The organism is Nannocystis pusilla (assembly GCF_020073745.1).
Taxonomy (GTDB): domain Bacteria; phylum Myxococcota_A; class Polyangia; order Nannocystales; family Nannocystaceae; genus Nannocystis; species Nannocystis radixulma.
Map to the genome: position 1 here is coordinate 191574 of NZ_JAIRAU010000057.1, position 15927 is coordinate 207500.

13 protein-coding genes (1 of these 13 cut by a window edge) are annotated in these 15927 nt (G+C 70.9%); 6 read left to right on the forward strand and 7 right to left on the reverse strand.

What is annotated here, in order from left to right; genetic code table 11:
- Position 1: 1 nt before the first annotated feature.
- The 3 genes from K7C98_RS40490 to K7C98_RS40500 all read right to left on the reverse strand — a co-directional run bounded on the left by K7C98_RS40490 (position 2) and on the right by K7C98_RS40500 (position 4225).
- Positions 2–631, reverse strand: a complete 630-nt coding sequence (locus K7C98_RS40490; protein ID WP_224197291.1) for a hypothetical protein — start codon at positions 629–631, stop codon at positions 2–4.
- A gap of 32 nt (positions 632–663) precedes the next feature.
- Entirely contained in the window at positions 664–1980 is a 1317-nt protein-coding gene (locus K7C98_RS40495) for a formimidoylglutamate deiminase (protein ID WP_224197292.1), read from the reverse strand.
- A gap of 109 nt (positions 1981–2089) precedes the next feature.
- Positions 2090–4225, reverse strand: a complete 2136-nt coding sequence (locus tag K7C98_RS40500; RefSeq protein WP_224197293.1) for a pepsin/retropepsin-like aspartic protease family protein — start codon at positions 4223–4225, stop codon at positions 2090–2092.
- 74 nt (positions 4226–4299) lie between these two features.
- On the opposite strand from K7C98_RS40500, the gene K7C98_RS45325 reads away from it, so the two are divergent.
- On the forward strand, positions 4300–5202 hold the full coding sequence (locus K7C98_RS45325; protein ID WP_224197294.1) for a hypothetical protein: 903 nt from the start codon (positions 4300–4302) through the stop codon (positions 5200–5202).
- Positions 5199–5732, forward strand: coding sequence for a YkgJ family cysteine cluster protein (locus tag K7C98_RS40510; RefSeq protein WP_224197295.1), 534 nt, complete (start codon positions 5199–5201; stop codon positions 5730–5732). Before K7C98_RS45325 ends, K7C98_RS40510 begins: the two co-directional genes overlap by 4 nt.
- 153 nt (positions 5733–5885) lie before the next feature.
- Here the strand turns inward: K7C98_RS40510 and K7C98_RS44310 are convergent, their stop codons facing one another.
- Positions 5886–6836, reverse strand: a complete 951-nt coding sequence (locus K7C98_RS44310; RefSeq protein WP_263430255.1) for a hypothetical protein — start codon at positions 6834–6836, stop codon at positions 5886–5888.
- Positions 6837–7023: 187 nt separating this feature from the next.
- Between K7C98_RS44310 and K7C98_RS40520 the strand changes: the two genes are divergently transcribed.
- From K7C98_RS40520 to K7C98_RS40530, 3 genes are read left to right on the forward strand one after another with little or no spacing between them, the layout of a single operon-like run.
- Positions 7024–7692, forward strand: a complete 669-nt coding sequence (locus K7C98_RS40520; RefSeq protein ID WP_224197296.1) for a DUF2914 domain-containing protein — start codon at positions 7024–7026, stop codon at positions 7690–7692.
- 3 nt (positions 7693–7695) lie between these two features.
- Positions 7696–8778 carry an SGNH/GDSL hydrolase family protein gene (locus tag K7C98_RS40525; RefSeq protein ID WP_224197297.1) on the forward strand — a complete coding sequence of 361 codons (1083 nt, stop codon included), beginning with the start codon at positions 7696–7698 and terminating at the stop codon, positions 8776–8778.
- A 10-nt stretch (positions 8779–8788) separates the two neighbouring features.
- Positions 8789–9010 carry a hypothetical protein gene (locus K7C98_RS40530; RefSeq protein ID WP_224197298.1) on the forward strand — a complete coding sequence of 74 codons (222 nt, stop codon included), beginning with the start codon at positions 8789–8791 and terminating at the stop codon, positions 9008–9010.
- Positions 9011–9089: 79 nt separating this feature from the next.
- Here the strand turns inward: K7C98_RS40530 and K7C98_RS40535 are convergent, their stop codons facing one another.
- The gene (locus K7C98_RS40535) at positions 9090–11708 is read right to left on the reverse strand and encodes a hypothetical protein (protein ID WP_224197299.1); all 2619 of its coding nucleotides are present in this window, start codon (positions 11706–11708) and stop codon (positions 9090–9092) included.
- Between the two features lie 61 nt (positions 11709–11769).
- Positions 11770–14658 (reverse strand): hypothetical protein, encoded by a 2889-nt coding sequence (locus tag K7C98_RS40540; protein ID WP_224197300.1) that lies wholly within the window; start codon positions 14656–14658, stop codon positions 11770–11772.
- Positions 14659–14869: 211 nt separating this feature from the next.
- Here K7C98_RS40540 and speD point away from each other — a divergent pair, with 211 nt between their 5' ends.
- Positions 14870–15646, forward strand: a complete 777-nt coding sequence (gene speD, locus K7C98_RS40545; RefSeq protein ID WP_224197301.1) for an adenosylmethionine decarboxylase — start codon at positions 14870–14872, stop codon at positions 15644–15646.
- Here the strand turns inward: speD and K7C98_RS40550 are convergent.
- Positions 15628–15927: the end of a DMT family transporter gene (locus tag K7C98_RS40550; protein ID WP_224197302.1), read on the reverse strand. The gene runs 621 nt beyond the window's last position; only the last 300 of its 921 coding nucleotides appear in the window; the start codon falls outside the window, past its right edge; the stop codon is at positions 15628–15630. The genes speD and K7C98_RS40550 overlap by 19 nt on opposite strands.

The window sequence follows — 15927 nt, forward strand, 5'->3', positions numbered from 1 at the left end:
ATTAGCCCGGGCCGAGTACAGCCAGCGAGAAGTGCCACTGCCCCGCGGCGAGGTTGCTCGGGAAGCGGCCGACCATGAGCGTCGCGCCGGTGGCGGTCGGACAGCGGTAGAACTCCTTCAGAGCGTTGTCTGCGCGGCTCTCGGCGATCCAGGGCTCGCGACACACGCCGCGCAGGCGTTGCAGGGTCTGACGGACCAGTTCGCCGCTGTCCTGGTCCGAAACCTCGCGGGCAAACAGGCCGATGGTGCTGTCGCTGCCGAGCTCGAGCTCCAATTCGCGGCCGAGCAGGGCCAGCGGGGTCTTGGGCGCGCAGCTGACGGCCTCGGCCTTGGGGTCCTGCGCGAGCGCCTCGGGCTCCTCGGCGCAGAGGCGCTCGGCGAGGCGCGGCACGGAGATGGTGGTGGAGCCGCCGGCGAGGATCTCGCTGGCATCGGTGGTGAACTGCGCGAGCCCCTGCCAGGTGTCACGCAGCCCGCTACCCGTGGCCCCGCCGCGACCTCCGCCGGACCCCCCCGCCCCCTTGCTCGCGCCGCCGCGATTGCTGACGGCCTTGTCCCACGCGGCGCGTGACTTCTCGGTCGCGTTCGTGCACGCGCCGCACGCGAGGACGAAGGCGAGGAGAGGGCGCACGGTGCGGGCGTAGCACCGGCCGATGGGAGGGTCTAGCGCCGTCGTACACCGCCGACGAACACGCGATCGATCGCGGCGGCGGTCCCCGACAGCCACAGGGCGTCGTGCGCCTGGCCGTCCGGAAGATCGGCGAGGTGAGGGTGGTCGAGGTCGGCCGCGCAGGCGTCGAAGGGGCTGCCGGGCACGAGACGGCCGAGCTCGGGACGGCCGAGGGCGCGGGCGCCCCCGACGGTGGCGATGTCGAGGAGCGTGCGCGCGACGGGAGCAGGGCCGGCGAGGCACAGGCGCGCCTGCGCGCGCAGACGCTCGTGCATCTCGAGCAAGCGGGCCTCCTGGACGAGATCGATCACGGCGTTGCTGTCGCTGCCGAGGGCGAGGCTGGTGCCGTGCTGGCGGTGCCGCGGGGCCGGGATGATGCCGTCGCCGAGGTCGGCCTCGGTGGTCGGGCAGGCGCAGACGTTGTGACCGGCGAGCAGGGCGTGGTCGCGTTCCGTGAGGTGGATGGCGTGAACGGCGGTGAAGCTGCCGCCGCGGGCGAGGCAGCCGGCGTCGGCGAACACCTCGGTCGGGGTGCGGCCGTGTTCGGCGAGGCACTCCTCGTTCTCGCGCGCCTGCTCGGAGACGTGGGCGTGGAGCGCGAGGCCGTGCTTGCGGGCGTAGTCGGCGAGCTCGCCGAGCGCGGCGAGCGGGACGGCGCGGACGCTGTGCGGAGCGAGGCCGACGGCATGACCCTCGGCGCGCAAGGCGTCGACGCGGGCGAGGTAACGCTCGACGGAGCCGTCGCAGAAGCGCCGCTGCTCGGGCAGCGGCGGGCGACCGGCGCCGGCGCGGGCGTAGTAGACCTCGAGCAGCACGACGCGGATCCCGACCTCCGCGGCGGCGCGCAAGACCTGGCGCGACAGCTCGTTCGGGTCGGCGTAGGGCGTGCCGTCGGGCGCGTGGTGCAGGTAGTGGAACTCGCCGACGCAGGTGATGCCGGCGCGCAGCATCTCGGCGTAGCAGCGGCGCGTGACGGCGTAGACCTCGTCGGGCCCGAGGCCGCCGGCGACGCGGTACATGGCCTCGCGCCAGCTCCAAAAGCTCGAAGGATCGCCGTCGCCGCGCCGGTGGGTGCCGCCGCGGATCGCCCGCTGGAAGGCGTGGCTGTGGGCGTTGACGAGGCCGGGGTAGAGGAGCCGACGACCGAGGTCGTGCACGACGCCGGGCGCGTCGACCGGGCGACCGGCGCAGGTGCGGACGATGACGCCGCGCCCGTCTACCTCGACGTACGGCCGCTCGACCCACTCGTCGCCCAGCAGGCCCCAGGCCGCGAGGTAGCCGACGCGATCGTCAGGTGGTGCTTCGGACATGAGTGGTGCTTCGAGGACGGCTGCTCTTTCAGTTATGTTTGAAAGAGCATGTGCTTGAGGACATGCCTGAACGGGCAGGTGTGGGCCGCCCGCTCAGGCGCGCGCAGAGTTACTTGGCGGGGGCGGGGGCCTTGGCGGGGGCCTCGGCGGGGGCGGGGGCGAAGTAGAGCTTGCGCTCGGGGTAGTCGATGGTGAGGCGGCCGCGGCCGACGAAGTCGAGGCCGAGCATGCCGTCGATGCGGAACTGGTCGCTGCTCTCGCCCTGCTCGAAGTAGCCGTAGGCGCCGCGGAGGCCGAGGGCCTTGAAGGCGTTGCCGAGGGTGAACTCGGCGATGTCGACGAGGGCGGCCTCGTTGCGGCGCAGCGGCGGGGCGCCGATGCCGGCGCGGGCGAACGCCTTGGTGGTGGCGGTGATGGCGACGCCCTGCATGCCGGTGTTGAGGAGGAACAGGCCCTCGGTGCCGTTCATCGCGCCCATGGCGTAGAGGAAGTGGGTCTCGTGGAGGTAGAACGGGGTGCCGCCGCCGGTGCGGTAGGTGGCCAGGGCCGACTTGCACTTGGCGGTCGGGTTGACGAGCACGAGCTTGTTCGCGGGGAAGTCGAAGTTGACCTGGAACAGCTCGAGCACGCGCGCGCCGAGGACCGCCTGCGGGGCGGCGCCGACGCCTCCGGTCATCTGCTCGAGGACCTCGTGCGGGAACACGTCGACGGGGATGCCGGAGATCGTGGCGGCGCCGGCGGTGATCGCGTCGAGCTGGCCGTGGCCGATCTCGGCCTGGCCCTCGCCGAGCCGCGACTTCGAGCGGATCGGGACCTTGAGCTTGGCCGCGACCTCGCCGTCGAGGATGACGTCGGCCGCGCCGGTGTCGACCAGCGCGCGCACCTTCTCGTCGCCGATCTGCACGTCGACGAAGGTGACGGTGCCCTCGGTGGTCATCGGCAGCTCGGCGGTGCAGCTGTTGCCCTTGAAGCTGACCTGCAGCGGCTTGCCGGCGAAGTTGCGGTAGCGACCGGCGAGCTGGGCGTTGGCGTCGCCGAGGTGGTCGAGGGCCGCGGCGACGGCCGGGAAGTCGCGCTGGTGGCTGGCGATCCAGGCCCGCTGGGCGTACACGAGGACCTCGCGCACGCCGGCCTTGCCCGCGCGGTCGAGGAGCGGCAGCGCCTCCTTGAAGCGGCCCTGCAGCACGCGCGCGCGGGCGAGGATCCACAGCGCCTCGCTCTCCTTGGGGTCGAGCTTGAGCGCGACCTGGGCGGCGTCGGCGGCCTCGTCGAAGTGCGCGGCGGCCCACAGCGCGCGGGTGAGGGCGACCTGCGCCTCGACGTTCTTGGGCTCGGCGGCGGCGACCTCGCGCGCCTTGGCGAGCGCGACGAGCCGCTCGTCCTTGGCCTTCTCCGGCGGCGGGACCTTGGGGATCCCAAACACCTCGGGCTTGATCGGGGCGTGGTCGACCCGCTGGGTGAGGAACACGACCTCTTGCGTGCGGTCGCCGAACTTGTTGATGAGGCGGATCTTGTGCGGGACGAGGACGCCGTCGACCGGACGGTAGTCGTCGTAGAGGATGTGCTGGCTGATCGGCGGCTCGGCCTTGTCGTCCTCGAGCAGCTCCTCGGCGAGCAGGCCGGTCTTGCGGTCGTACCACTGCGTCTTCGGCGGGACGAGGTCGCCCTTGCTCGACCAGCGCACGCCGTCGAGGATGCGCGCGTTGCCTTCGAAGTCCTTGTCGCGCGGCTTCTCGAGCGAGAGCTGGATCCCCCGCTTGTCGAGGTCGAAGTACCAGTGCAGCGCGGCGTCCTCGCGCGTGATCACCGACTCGTCCTCGTCCTCGAGCACGAGGAAGCCGCGGCGGAACTGCCAGCCGGTCTTGCCGTCGTAGCCCTCTTCTTCGATCTGCTTGTCGATGACGGTGCGGCGGTAGAGCCGCTGGTCGGCCGTCGACTGCAAGGTGAAGGTGCCGACGGTCTCGGTGGTGCGGCAGTTCTCGTCCTTCTCGGTGCAGCCGGTCTCCGGCAGGAAGGTCATGCGCGCCTCGACGGTGCGCTGGGCGATCTTGCGCAGCGCCTCTTCGCCGCCGAGCGCGGCGACGTAGCGGTCGACGACGGCCCTGGCCTCGGCCGGGTTGCCCTCCTGGCCGCCAGGTGCGTCGAGGTCGCCGGCCGGCACCTTGAGGCACCCGGGGACGGCGACGGCGGCGAGCGCGAGGACGAGGGCCGCGCTCAGGCGGAGAGGACGGGGTGCGAGGGACATGGCCCGGGAGAGTGCCCCAGCGCGCCCCCCGGCTCAAGTCGGCGAGCGCGCCAGGCGTGGTAAGCTGCCCCGCGGTGCCGCGCGGGAAGAGGATCGGTGCTCCGGCGCGGCGCGCTGCGGTCTCGCTGCTGCTGGTCGCCGGCTGCGCAAGCGTCGGCGGCACCTCCCGCGAGCCGGGGCGCAGCGAACTCGATCCGCAGACGACGGCCGCCGTGGTGGCGCGGGTCCCTGAAAGTTGCCGCGCGGAGGTGGCGGCGGCGCTGACGACCGGCGAAGAGATGGCGGGCTCGTGCGCCGTGATGCGCGACCGCGCCGCCCGGGAGGCCCTCGCCAGGCGACGACTGCGGGTGTTCGGGATGGTCGAACGCACGACGGTGCGGCTGGCGAGCGTGGCGCTGGTGGTGTCGCAGGCCTACCTGTGCCGGCGCTGGCCGCTGCGCAACGCCGGCGAGAGCGCGCTCGAGATCGGCCCGGCGCGCGCGGCCGGCTGCACCGTCCGCCGTTACCGCGGGCCGCTGACGATCTCGGTGCGCGAGGCGAACGGAGCGGCCCTGCCGGTGATGACGGCCCGCTCCGACGACGACGGCTACATCGAGGTGATGTTCGCGGACATCGACTCGCTGCTGCGCGCCCGCGGTCGCGGCGGACTGATGACGTTCACGGAGCTGCAGGTCGGCAGGGACGGCTGGGCGGTCCGCGTCAAGCTGCCCGAGCTGCAGGCGCAGCTGGCCGAATGGCACGCGACGTGGATCGAGCAAGGCCGCGGGTCGCCGGGGCTGTTCGCGGCGCTGCACCCCCAGGACGGCGCCGCGGGGCAGATGCGGGTGCGCGCGCTCGAGGCGACGATCCAGCGCCAGGCCGCGGACGCGGCGGCGGTCGATCGCGGCGAACTCTCGGCGCGGCGGTTCCTCGAGCGACACGTGTGGTCGCCGTACCGCTCGCTGGTCGAACAAAAGGACGGGCGCTCGTCGCCGTGACCCGCGAGCTGCAGCGCTTGCGGGTGCACCTGCGGATCGTCGATGGGGACGTCGCGCCGGTGGTCGCTCGCTATAGCGAACACATCCAGTGCCGACCGGGCTGCGGCGAGTGCTGCCGCCAGAGCTTCACGGTGTCTGAGATCGAAGGGGCGCTGCTGCGCGAAGGCCTGGCCGCGGCGGACCCGGCGACGCGCGCGGCGATCGTCGCCCGCGCCCACGCGTACGCGCCCGGCGCGGCCTGCCCGGCGCTCGGGGACGGCGAGATCTGCCTGCTCTACGCCCACAGGCCGCGGATCTGCCGCAAGTACGGGATCCCGCTGTGGCACCCCGAGCGACCCCACGAGCTGAAGACGTGCCGCCTCAATTTCCGCGGGGTGGCCGACCTCGACCCCGACCTGATCGTCGAGCCGCAAGCGGGGTGGGCCGCCGACTGGATCGTCCTGCGCGAGGAGCTCGAGCTCGGACCGCAAGACAACCGCAACATCGCGGCCTGGCTCGCAGAGGGTGCTCCAGACATGTCCGAAGAATGACCGCGCCGCAGAGGCTGCGGGCGCGGGGAGCATGAACTTGCGGACGTGCTCCCGGAGCAGTAGGTCGGAGTCGTCCGTAAGGACATGTCCTCGAGAACATGCCCTTACGGACAGGGACGATGGAGCATGTCTTATAAAGACATGCTCTTTGGGTCAGTGGCCAGGAGCGGGCGCCGGCGTGGCCGGTACCGGGGCGCGCTTCCTCTCCGCGGCGGGCGCCGATGCGGGGGCGGGCGGCGTCGCCGGAGCAGCCGAGCCGGCGGCGGACGTGCCCGGGGCGCCGGCGGGAGCGCCGGGGGCGAGCGCGCCGGCGGGGTTCGGCGGGTTGCCGCCGGGCGGTCCGTCGCGGCGCTCGATCTGCAGCGGGACCGTCTCGCCGCCGGCGCTCATGAACGGGCCGACGGTCCCCGTGCCGCGCTTGATCTGCGGGGTCATCGGCGGCGGCATCGGGCCCTTGCGGGCGACGATGCCGGCGGTGGCGCGGGTCGGCTGCAGGCCGATGTAGTCGATCTTCGCGCTGCCGTTCTCGTAGACGAACTTGAACGCGAGGACGTCGAGGCCATCCTTGCTGAGGTAGGCGCACCACATCGGCTCGGCGCCGTTGCGGACGTAGATCTGCGCCGCGGGCGGGACCACGGGCGGGCAGAAGAACGCCTCCTTGCGGGCGAAGCGGCTGGCGACGTCGCGGAAGGTGTCGAAGAACTCGCGGCCGCCGTCGGCGAAGATCGGGCGGGCGTCGAACTCGCGGCGGTCGGGGATGCCCCAGCGCGCGTGCTTGGTGAAGACGGCGGGCAGACCGGCGAGGTCGTCCTTGGCGGCGAGGGTCAGGAGGGCGACGGCGATCCGCTTGGCCTGGAAGGGCAGCTGCCAGGTCGCGATCTCGGCGGCGGACGCGGGCTCACGGGCCTCGTACTCGTGCAGCAGGCTCTCGGGCACCCCCTCGGCGCTGCCGGCCGGCAGCGGGCGCGGCGACGGGGCAGGCTCCTTCGCCTGCGCAGCGGGGCTCTCTTTCGGCACCTTGCCGACGCGGTGCGGCGTGTTGCAACCGACCACGAGGCCGGCCAGGACGACGATGCCGAGGCAATTCAAAGGAGCACGAAGCATGCCGGACTCTTTAGACCGCCACGTGGCGATGAGCAAGCGCACAGGACGCCCCCGGGGCGGGTTGGTGGCGCGTTTGCGGACGAGCGGGTTGTGAGCCCGCGAACGACCCGGTTAGGATGCGCTGCGCGGTGCACCCCCCTGCCGCGTGAAGGCCGCGAGCGTGCGACGAACAGGCAAAGGCGCGCCGATGGGCGCGAGTCGCTGCAGGCTGCAGGGCGCTGCGGCACTGCTGGCGTGCGTGGCTTGCAACGTCGAGGTGCCACGCGTCGAGCGCAGCGCGCCCGAGGATGAGGTGGAGCGCGTGGAGCGGCGCGAGCCGACGCCGACGCCCGCCGCCGCGCGGGAGATCCGTCTGCCCGCGGCGCACGTGCCGACCGTCGACGAGGAGCCGGAGGCGCCCGACGAGCCGCGCGCCGTCGGGCCGCGGACGGTGCCCCCGGGGACGCCGCCGGCGATCGCTCGCGTGTTCGAGCGCTTGCCGGTGGGCATCCACGACGAGCCGCCGGTCGGCGCGATCGGGGCCTCGGGGATCCACGTCGACAAGATCTGGGTCGGGCAGGCCTACGAGCGCGAGGGCTGTAGCGGCGAGGCGGAGAAGTTCTCGCTGGCCAAGCACGGGGCGGTCAACGTGTGCTTCCGCGTGGTCCACAGTCGGGTCGAGGAGAGCGTCGACGTGTTGTGGGAGAAGGACGGCGAGCTGTTCCGCCGGCGCCCGGTGCAGATCCCCGAGCTGCACGCCTACCGCACGCGGGCGTACCTGGTGCTGCGGCGCGAGTACATCGGCAGCTGGAAGGCGCGCGTGGTCTCGGTCGACGGCATCGAGCTGGCGACGGCGTCGTTCGTCGTGGTGGAGTGAGTCATGCGTGGCGTGGTCGTCGGGTTGATGGCGAGTTGGTTGTGGGTGACGGGGGCGCGCGCGCAGGAGCCCGAGCCGGCCGTGGCGGCCGCCCCCGAGGTCGAGCCGCCGCCGACGTGGCGGTTCAAACAGAAGGACCGCCCCGTCAAGGTCGTGGTGCTGGCCGGCTCGATCGGCGCGTGGCCGAAGCAGCCGTACGCGGAGCGGCTGGCGGCGATGTGCCAGAACGTCGAGGTCCGCAACCTGTCGAAGGTCGGCTTCGGCGCGCTGCAGCTCAAGCAGCGGTTCAAGCAGCAATTCCTCGAGAACCCCTACGTCAACCTGCGCGACCCGGAGCTCGAGTACTGGCTGGTGTTCCAGGGCGGGCTCAACAGCGTGGGCACGCCCGAGCGCACGAACCACGACATCCGCGAGATGTTCACGCTGGCCCACGCGCGCGGGATCAAGGTGGTCGCCCTCAGCCTCACGCCGTGGGGCGACGACTCGGACCCGAAGCGCTGGGCCGGCGCGGCGGGGCTGCGCTACCTGCGGGCGACGCGGACGGTGGTCGATTTCGTGCTGGGCTCGCTGGCTCCCCGCGAGGCGCTGGGCGACTTCGCCGGCAAGCGAGCCGCGGGCGCCGACGCGCCGTGGCAACCCGACGAGCTGCCGGAGGTGGCGGTCGACCTGTACCGCTCGTCGCTGCGCAACGAGGCGGCGCCGCTGCGCGACGTCGAGGCGATGCGCGCGGCGCTGACGAAGGACGGGCTGTGGAAGCGCCAGCACGCGGCGCTCGACGAGGCGGCGCGCGAGGCGGCGCTCGCCGCCGACGCGGCCGAGGCCGCCGAGGTGCCGCGCTGGTTCCTGCGCACCGAGCTGCGGAGCTTCGACCATATCCACCCCAACGCCGAGGGCCACCGGCTGATCGCCGAGACGGCCTGCCCGCGCCTGCCGGCGAGCTGGGGCTGCACCTGCCCGAACACGCCCGCGGCCGCGGAGAGCCCGGCAGAGGCCCCTGCGTCGCAGCCGCCGCGGCTGCCGATGACGACTCTGCTACTTTTGTACCCGCACTGGCTCCGGGTGCTGCTCGGGGCGCCTCACCTGTGAGCCACACGCCATGACCGAGCTGCTGAACCTGATCATCACCATCCTCGCCCTGATCGTGGCGGTCGTCGCGGGGCTGTGGTTCGGCGCCAAGCTGGCGGAGAGCACCCGCGACGAGCACGGCCGCTCGCGCAAGAGCCTGAGCTCGGCGCTGCGCGAGACGACCACGAGCGCAGCGGTGAAGCTGTGGCGCTGGCGGCGGGCCCGCGCGCGCGAGGCGGCGAAGAAGGAGTAGCTCGGCGGGGCTCGGGACTGCCCGCATGTCCTTCAGGGCATGCTCATGAGAGCATGCCCTGAAGGACATGCTCGGAGCGTCATGTCCTCTCGGCCATGGCGCGGCGCTTGTTGTCGCGGTCGAGCGCGCGCCAGCGCAGGCCGGCGGCCACGACGACCACGACGCTGACGAGGGCGATCCACGGGACCCGCGGCGACTTGGGCTTCTTCTTGTTCCACGCGCTGAGGTGGTTCTTCACCCACGGGCGGAACTCGCCGGGGGCCAGCAGCGGGAGGCCGTGGCGGGCGCGGATGGTGTTGGGCAGCTGGGCGTTGATGTCGGTGCACTCGCCGGTGTAGACGAGCTTGCGGAAGCGGTTGGAGGCGAGGCGCTCCTCGGGCTTGTAGGGGCCTTTTTTGGCCACTTCCTCGGGGGTGGGGATGACGTAGGAGAGCTTGAAGAGCTCGACCTTCTTCGGCGCCTGGCCGCCGTGCTTGAGGGCCCAGTCGCGGCAGACCCACCGGGCGTGCCACTTCTGATACCACTCGCCCTTGCCGCCCTCGCCGCCGATGATCCGGCGGTTGATCTTGCGCTGGCGGGTGTAGCCGAGCCACGGGATCGGCTTGTTGTCGGGGTGGTAGACGTCGGTGTTGAGGTCGTAGGCGGTGCCGTCGTGGTCGGTGACCATGACCTGCATGAAGATGTTGCTGCGCGGCGGGTTGGGCGCGAACATCTTCCAGCCCTGGGCGGTCTGGCTGGTGCGGATCCACCACTTGAACGGATCCTGCGCGCGCACCCGCCAGCCGGTCTTGCTCTCGCCGCCGAGGCTGTCCTTCTCGGGCAGCAGCCAGATCGCCACGCCGGTGCAGTGGTAGACGACGAACGCGCCGGCGAGGAAGCGACCCATCGAGCCGTAGGCCCACGGGCGCCGCGGCCGCCCGGTGTACGGGTCGATGCGCGACAGCTGCTCGGCCCCGCTCCGCTGGGCGACGGTGAAGCCGACGACCGCGAGGCCGGCGAAGATCGCCGCGCCGGTGGCCGCCCACGGGACGCCGAGGTCGGTCTCGGCGACGACGTAGACGCCGGCGACGGCGACCACCACCGCGCCCGCCAGCGCCCACGCGGGCAGAGCGGCGGCGTCGCGGTGGAGGTGCGGGAGGGTCGCGTCCTCGGCCGGCAGCGGCGCGTCGCCGCGGGTGATGTCCTTCGGGACAGGTAGGCCGAGGCGCCCGAGCCGCTCGCCGATGGCCCGCAGCAGGAAGGCGACCTCGCTGCCGTTGAGGAACGCGATGTAGGTGGCCATCGTCGCCGGCGTGAACCAGCCGATGTTCATCATCACGATCAGGTGGGCGTGGAAGATGAGCCCGAGGCCGAGCCACAGGCGCCGACCGAGGAACCAGGTGCAGAACCAGTCGAGGTCGAGGGTGTGTCGCCGACCGCCGAGGGTGACTGTGGGCGGCCGGTTGCCGAGCCACCAGAAGAGGCCGCCGACGACGGCCATGCCGGTCAGCCAGATCGGCGGCAACCACCGCTGCCAGGTCGCCAGGCTCGCCATGCCCTGGCGCGGAAGGGCCGGGATGTGGAACGGCAGGGTGATGTAGACGACGACCAGGCCGACGAGCCCGAGGCCGAGCCAGCAGGCGCGCACGGCCCAGCGCTGCCAGTCCGGCAGCGGCGGCAGCTGCTCGCGGCGCACGAAGCGGACCACCAGGCCGAGCACCACCAGCGGGAAGAAGGCCTCCCAGTAGTGGGTGATGATCGTGTTGATGCGGAAGAGGTTGGTCCCGAAGACGGCCGAGAGCTGCTGCGGCTCGAAGCGGTAGAAGTGGTCGAGGTTGAGCGCGTAGTAGAAAGCGTCGCCCTTGGCCCAGATGTCGCCGTTTTTGACGGTGCCGGTCGAGCAGTAGAGGGCGGCGAGCTGGAGGATCATGATCATCCGCGGCCAGGCGGGGATCAGGCGGTAGACGGCCTCGAGGCCCTGCGGGTGCTCGGCGCTCGCAGCGACGCCGGCACCGCCGCCGGGACCGTCGCGCGTGCTGAGGCGCCCCTGCGCGCGCAGGCGACGGCAGCGCAGCCAGTTGTCGACGCTGTAGGCGGCGCCGCAGCGCGACAGGCACAGGTAGAGCAGGAAGCAGCGGTAGACGTTCTCCGTGCCCTCCCAGAACACCTGGTTGCGCAGGATGATGGCGTGGAAGAGCAGCAGCGTGGCCCACTTGGCGATGTTCGTCCGGAAGCCGACGATCAGGCACACGCAGGCGACCTCGAACGCGCCGAGGACGACCCAGAAGGCCGCCGGCGAGTCCCAGAAGAACAGCGGCGAGTACTTCGGACCCTTGAGCCACTCGACCACGGCGCCCCAGTCGAAGAAGCCGTACGGCTCGGGGTCGATGCCGTCGCCGAAGCCGGCGAACTGCTCCCTGGCGAACACCTCGCGCGCGACGTCGGTGAGGAACAACCCCTCGTCGGTGAAGAGGTAGATGAAGAGGTCCGACAGGCCGTTGATGTTGGCGAGGGTGACGAGGCCGAAGACGATGCGGAAGAGCGCCATCGTCCGCGGGTCCTCGGCGCGCAGGAACAGCCGGCGAAACGCCTCGCGGTGGAAGATGCAGACGGCGACGAAGAACACGAAGCCGAGCAGCATCCACCAACCCACGGTCGGCGACAGCGCCAGCGCTTCGGCGTTTGGGATCCGTTCGTCCGCGAGGAGGCCGAGCAGCATGTGCAGGGATTAAAACAAAAGGCCCGGCAGGACGCCGGGCCTTCTGCTGTGAGGTGCCGTGTCAGTTGGCCGGCTTCGACAGCGGCCGGGTCTCCGGCGGCGTGGCCGGAGCCTCCGGCACGGCCGCCTCGCCCTCACCCTTGGCCAGCGAGGGCTTGATCGTCGCGGCGCGCTTGCCGGCCGACGTGGTCGAGCTCGTCTTGGTCGCGTCGGTGGTGGTCTTCGGCGGGTCGTAGCGCCTGTCCCACGCCTTCTTCTTGTTGTGGATCCACGGCTTGAACACGCCCTCCTCGAGCAGCGGCAGGCCGTGGCGCTCGCGGATGAAGTTGGGCAGCTGCCCGTGGTCCGACGAGGCGCACTTGGTGGTGTGCTGCCGCTCCTCGCGGCCCGTGTCGTAGAGCAGCTTCTCGGGCACGTACCAGCCCTGCTTGGCCACGATCTCCGGCGCCGGCATGCGGTACGTGACCTTGTAGAGCTCGACCTTCTGCGGCATCACCCCGCGGTGGCTCAGCGCCCACTGGCGGCAGACGTAGCGCGCGTACCACTGCTGGTACCAGTCGCCCTTGCCCGACTCGCCGCCGATGATGCGCCGGTTCATCTTGCGCATGCGGTCGTTCCAGACCCACGGGATCGGCTTGCGCTCGAGCGCGTAGGTGTCGGTCCGCAGGTCCCAGCGCTCGCCGGTCTCGTCGGTCACGACGGTGCGCATGAGCACGTTGTGCCGCGGCGGGTTGGGCGCGAACATGCCCCACTGCTGGTCGGTCTGCGTCGCCAGCACCCAGGTCGAGAACGGCTCGCGCGCCTTGATCCGGAACGTCGAGATGCAGTCCTTCTCGGGCAGCTCCCACACGGCGATGGCGACGACGTGATAGAGGACGAGCGCGCCGATGAAGAGCCGGCCGCCCGGTCCGTACGACCACGGAGCGATCGTGCCCCCGGTCTGCGGGTCGATCGCCGGCATGTCGGGCTCGCGCCTGGGCCGGTCCGGCGGCGAGAAGGTCAGGCCGATCTTCGCCAGGTGCCGGTGCACCGCCGGGATCTGGTTGAGGCACACCACGAGCAAGATCGAGCCGGTGGCCGCGAGCTTGTAGTAGAGGAGCTGGTCCTTCTCCTGCGTGGTCTCGCCGGTCAGGCTCATCAGCCACAGGTAGGCGAAGATCCCGACCGCGAGGCCGACCAGCTTGGCGACGAAGTGCTTCGTGCCGCGATGACCCTGGACGTACGTGTAGAGCGTCAGGAAGAACATCATCGCGATCAGGGTCCACGCGAAGTGGATGCCCTGATTCACCCCTGCGGCCGTCTCCTCGCGGCCGAGCACGCTGACCTTGAACCAGGGCACCAGCGGGCTGGCGTGCAGGACCACGCCGACGATGGCCGCGACGAGCATGCCGTAGAGCACGGTCGGCGGCAGGCGGCGGCCGTCGCGGCGGTGATGCGGCAGGGTGCGGTCCTCGGCCGGCAGCGGCGGCTCGCCGCGCCGCACGTCGGCGGGGAGCGGTAGCCACGGGAAGGCCCGCGCGAGCCCACGCCCGAAGAAGCGGAGGATCCGCCCCGGCTCGTCGCCCTGCAGGAAGAACAGGTACGTCGACATCATGATCGGCGGGAACATGCCGATGTTCATGAGGAGCTGGAGGTTGCCGTGGAACACCAGGCCGCAGGTGAGCCACACCCGCCGGCCGAGGAACCACCGGCAGAACCAGTCGAGGTCGAGCAGGTAGCGCTTGCCGCGGATCTTCAGCGTCGGCGGGCGCCGGCCCAGCCACCAGAACAGCCCGCCCACGGCCGCCATCAGCGCGATCCAGCCGACCGCGGTGAAGATCTGCACGCGCTGGGTGGTCCACCAGCTCCTCGGCAGCTCGACGTGGTGCACCGGCAGGGTGATGAGCACGACCGCCAGGCAGCCGAGCCCGAACGCGACCCAGCAGGCGCGCACGGCCCACAGGCGCCAGCCCTCCAGCCGCGGCAGCTTCTCGCGGATGCCCCAGCGGACGATGGTGCCGAGCACCATCAGCGGGAACAAGGCCTCGAACCAGTGGGTGATCCACGTGGCCAGGCGGAACATGTTGAGGCCCAGGATCGACGACACTTCCTGCGGGTAGAACCGGTAGAAGTGGTCCATGTTGAGGGCGTAGTAGAGGGCGTCGCCCTTGGCCCACACGTGCCCGTTCTTGACCACGCCGGTGAAGCAGTACAGCACCCCGAGGTTGAGCATCATCAGGTTGCGCGGCCACGCGGGGATCAGGCGGTAGATCGCCTGCAGGCCGCGTGGATGCTCGGGGCTGGGGGCCACGCCGGCGCCGCCGCCGGGGCCGTGGCGCTCGGACAGCAGGCCTTGCTTGCGCAGCTTGCGGGTGCGCAGCCAGTTGTCGATGCTGTACGCGTGGCCGCTCTTGGCCAGCAGCAAGTAGAAGAAGAACACCCGGTAGACCAGCTCCGTGCCCTCCCAGAACAGGTGGTTCCGGAGGAAGAAGCTGTTCATCATCAGGAAGCTCAGGACGCCCATCACCCGCGTCTTCCACCCGAACATGAAGAGGGCGGTGACCGTGTAGAAGCCGATGAGCTGCACCCACATGGCCGTGGGCGTGTCCCAGAAGTACAGCAGCGAGTACTTGTGGCCCTTGAAGAATTCGAGGGCGGCCGGGAAGTCGAAGAAGCCGTAGGGGTCGTCGCCGATGCCGTCGCCGAAGCCCTTGAACTGCCCCGGCGCGACCAGCTGGCGGGCCGCGTCACTGAGGAAGATGCCTTCGTCCGAGAAGAGGAAGGTGAAGTACTCCCACAGGTCGTTGATATTGCAGATGCAGAGGAAGGCGAAGACGATGCGGAACATCGCCACCGGCCGCGGGTCCTCGTTCGTCAGCCACCACCGGCGCCAGCGCTCGCTTTGGAGCAGGAAGATCAGGCATGCAAAAACAGCGCACGCCAGCATGACCCAGCCGACCGTCGGCGACATGGCGATGGCGTCGTCGTTCGGGATGCGGTCGGGATTTGCGAGAGCGAACGCAAAAGCTGCGGCCGAGGACAACCCAAGCATAGGCAGGGAGTGTCCTGGACGGCCCTAGGCAGGCGCAAGCGCAAAAAAGGCCAGTCCTTCCGCGGGTGTCGGCCGTCGCGCCGGGCGCCGAGGCTTGACTCGACCGCCGACCCCGGCCATCGTCCGGCCAATGTTCGTCCCGCGCGAACGCGTCCGCCTGCAGGGTTTCAACAACCTGACCAAGGTGGTCAGCTTCAACCTCTACGACTTCTTCGTCGCTCGCACCGACGAGGAGCGGCACGCCTACGTCCGCTATATCGACGAGAAGTTCAGCGCCGAGCGCATCACCGACATGCTGCGCGAGATCGCGCACATCATCGACGCCGAGGTCCTGTCGGTCTCCGCCCAGGACTACGAGCCGCAGGGCGCGAGCTCGTTGGTGTTGATGAGCGATCTCGGGCAAAAGAAGGTGGCCGACGAAGTGATGGGCCACACGAGCATCGGCGCGCACCTCACCAAGAGTCACTTGTGCGCGCACACGTACCCGGACTGGTACGACCCCAAGGGCATCTGCAGCTTCCGCGTCGACATCGACATCGCGACCTGCGGGACGATCGTGCCGCTGCGGGCGCTGAACTTCATGTTCGACAGCTTCGAGAACGACGTCGTCATCATCGACTACGTGGTCCGCGGCTTCACGCGCGACGCCGAAGGTCGGCGGGTCTACATGGACCACACGCTGCGGTCGATCCAGGACTTCATCGACCCGAAGATCATCGCCGACTACCACTGCGAGGACCTCGTGCTGCAGAACGAGAACATCTGGCAGACGAAGATGATGCGCACGCGGCTCGACCCGTCGGCGTACTTCCCGCCCGATGTCGACCCCAAGGCGCCCGAGAGCCTGGCGCGCCTCGACGACGTGCGGCGCGAGATGGTCGGGATCTTCTACGGCTGGCCCGGCTGAGCTGCCGCGGCCGGTCGGCGCGTGAGGAGAAAGCCGGCCGCGATCAGGAGCGCGGCGCCGGCGAGCGCGCTGACCGGCGCATGCGCATCCCAGAAGACGATGTCGACGCCGAGGCTGAGCGGGATCCCGGCGTACGCGACCATGGCCACGCTCGAGGCGGGCGCGAGGCCGTAGGCGCGGGTCATCCATAGTTGACCGAGCGTGCCGAACAGCGCGGTGCCGCCGAGCAGCGCGAGGTTGTCGCGGGTCAGGTGTCCGGGGCTGAAGTCGCCGTGCGCGAG

What these genes read in the sequence shown, in the direction of transcription:
- K7C98_RS40495 (WP_224197292.1), bottom strand. Translation starts at nt 1,980, where the DNA reads ATGTCCGAAGCACCACCTGACGATCGCGTCGGCTACCTCGCGGCCTGG.
- K7C98_RS40500 (WP_224197293.1), bottom strand. Translation starts at nt 4,225, where the DNA reads ATGTCCCTCGCACCCCGTCCTCTCCGCCTGAGCGCGGCCCTCGTCCTC.
- K7C98_RS44310 (WP_263430255.1), bottom strand. Translation starts at nt 6,836, where the DNA reads ATGCTTCGTGCTCCTTTGAATTGCCTCGGCATCGTCGTCCTGGCCGGC.
- K7C98_RS40520 (WP_224197296.1), top strand. Translation starts at nt 7,024, where the DNA reads ATGGGCGCGAGTCGCTGCAGGCTGCAGGGCGCTGCGGCACTGCTGGCG.
- K7C98_RS40525 (WP_224197297.1), top strand. Translation starts at nt 7,696, where the DNA reads ATGCGTGGCGTGGTCGTCGGGTTGATGGCGAGTTGGTTGTGGGTGACG.
- K7C98_RS40530 (WP_224197298.1), top strand. Translation starts at nt 8,789, where the DNA reads ATGACCGAGCTGCTGAACCTGATCATCACCATCCTCGCCCTGATCGTG.
- K7C98_RS40535 (WP_224197299.1), bottom strand. Translation starts at nt 11,708, where the DNA reads ATGCTGCTCGGCCTCCTCGCGGACGAACGGATCCCAAACGCCGAAGCG.
- K7C98_RS40540 (WP_224197300.1), bottom strand. Translation starts at nt 14,658, where the DNA reads ATGTCGCCGACGGTCGGCTGGGTCATGCTGGCGTGCGCTGTTTTTGCA.
- speD (WP_224197301.1), top strand. Translation starts at nt 14,870, where the DNA reads ATGTTCGTCCCGCGCGAACGCGTCCGCCTGCAGGGTTTCAACAACCTG.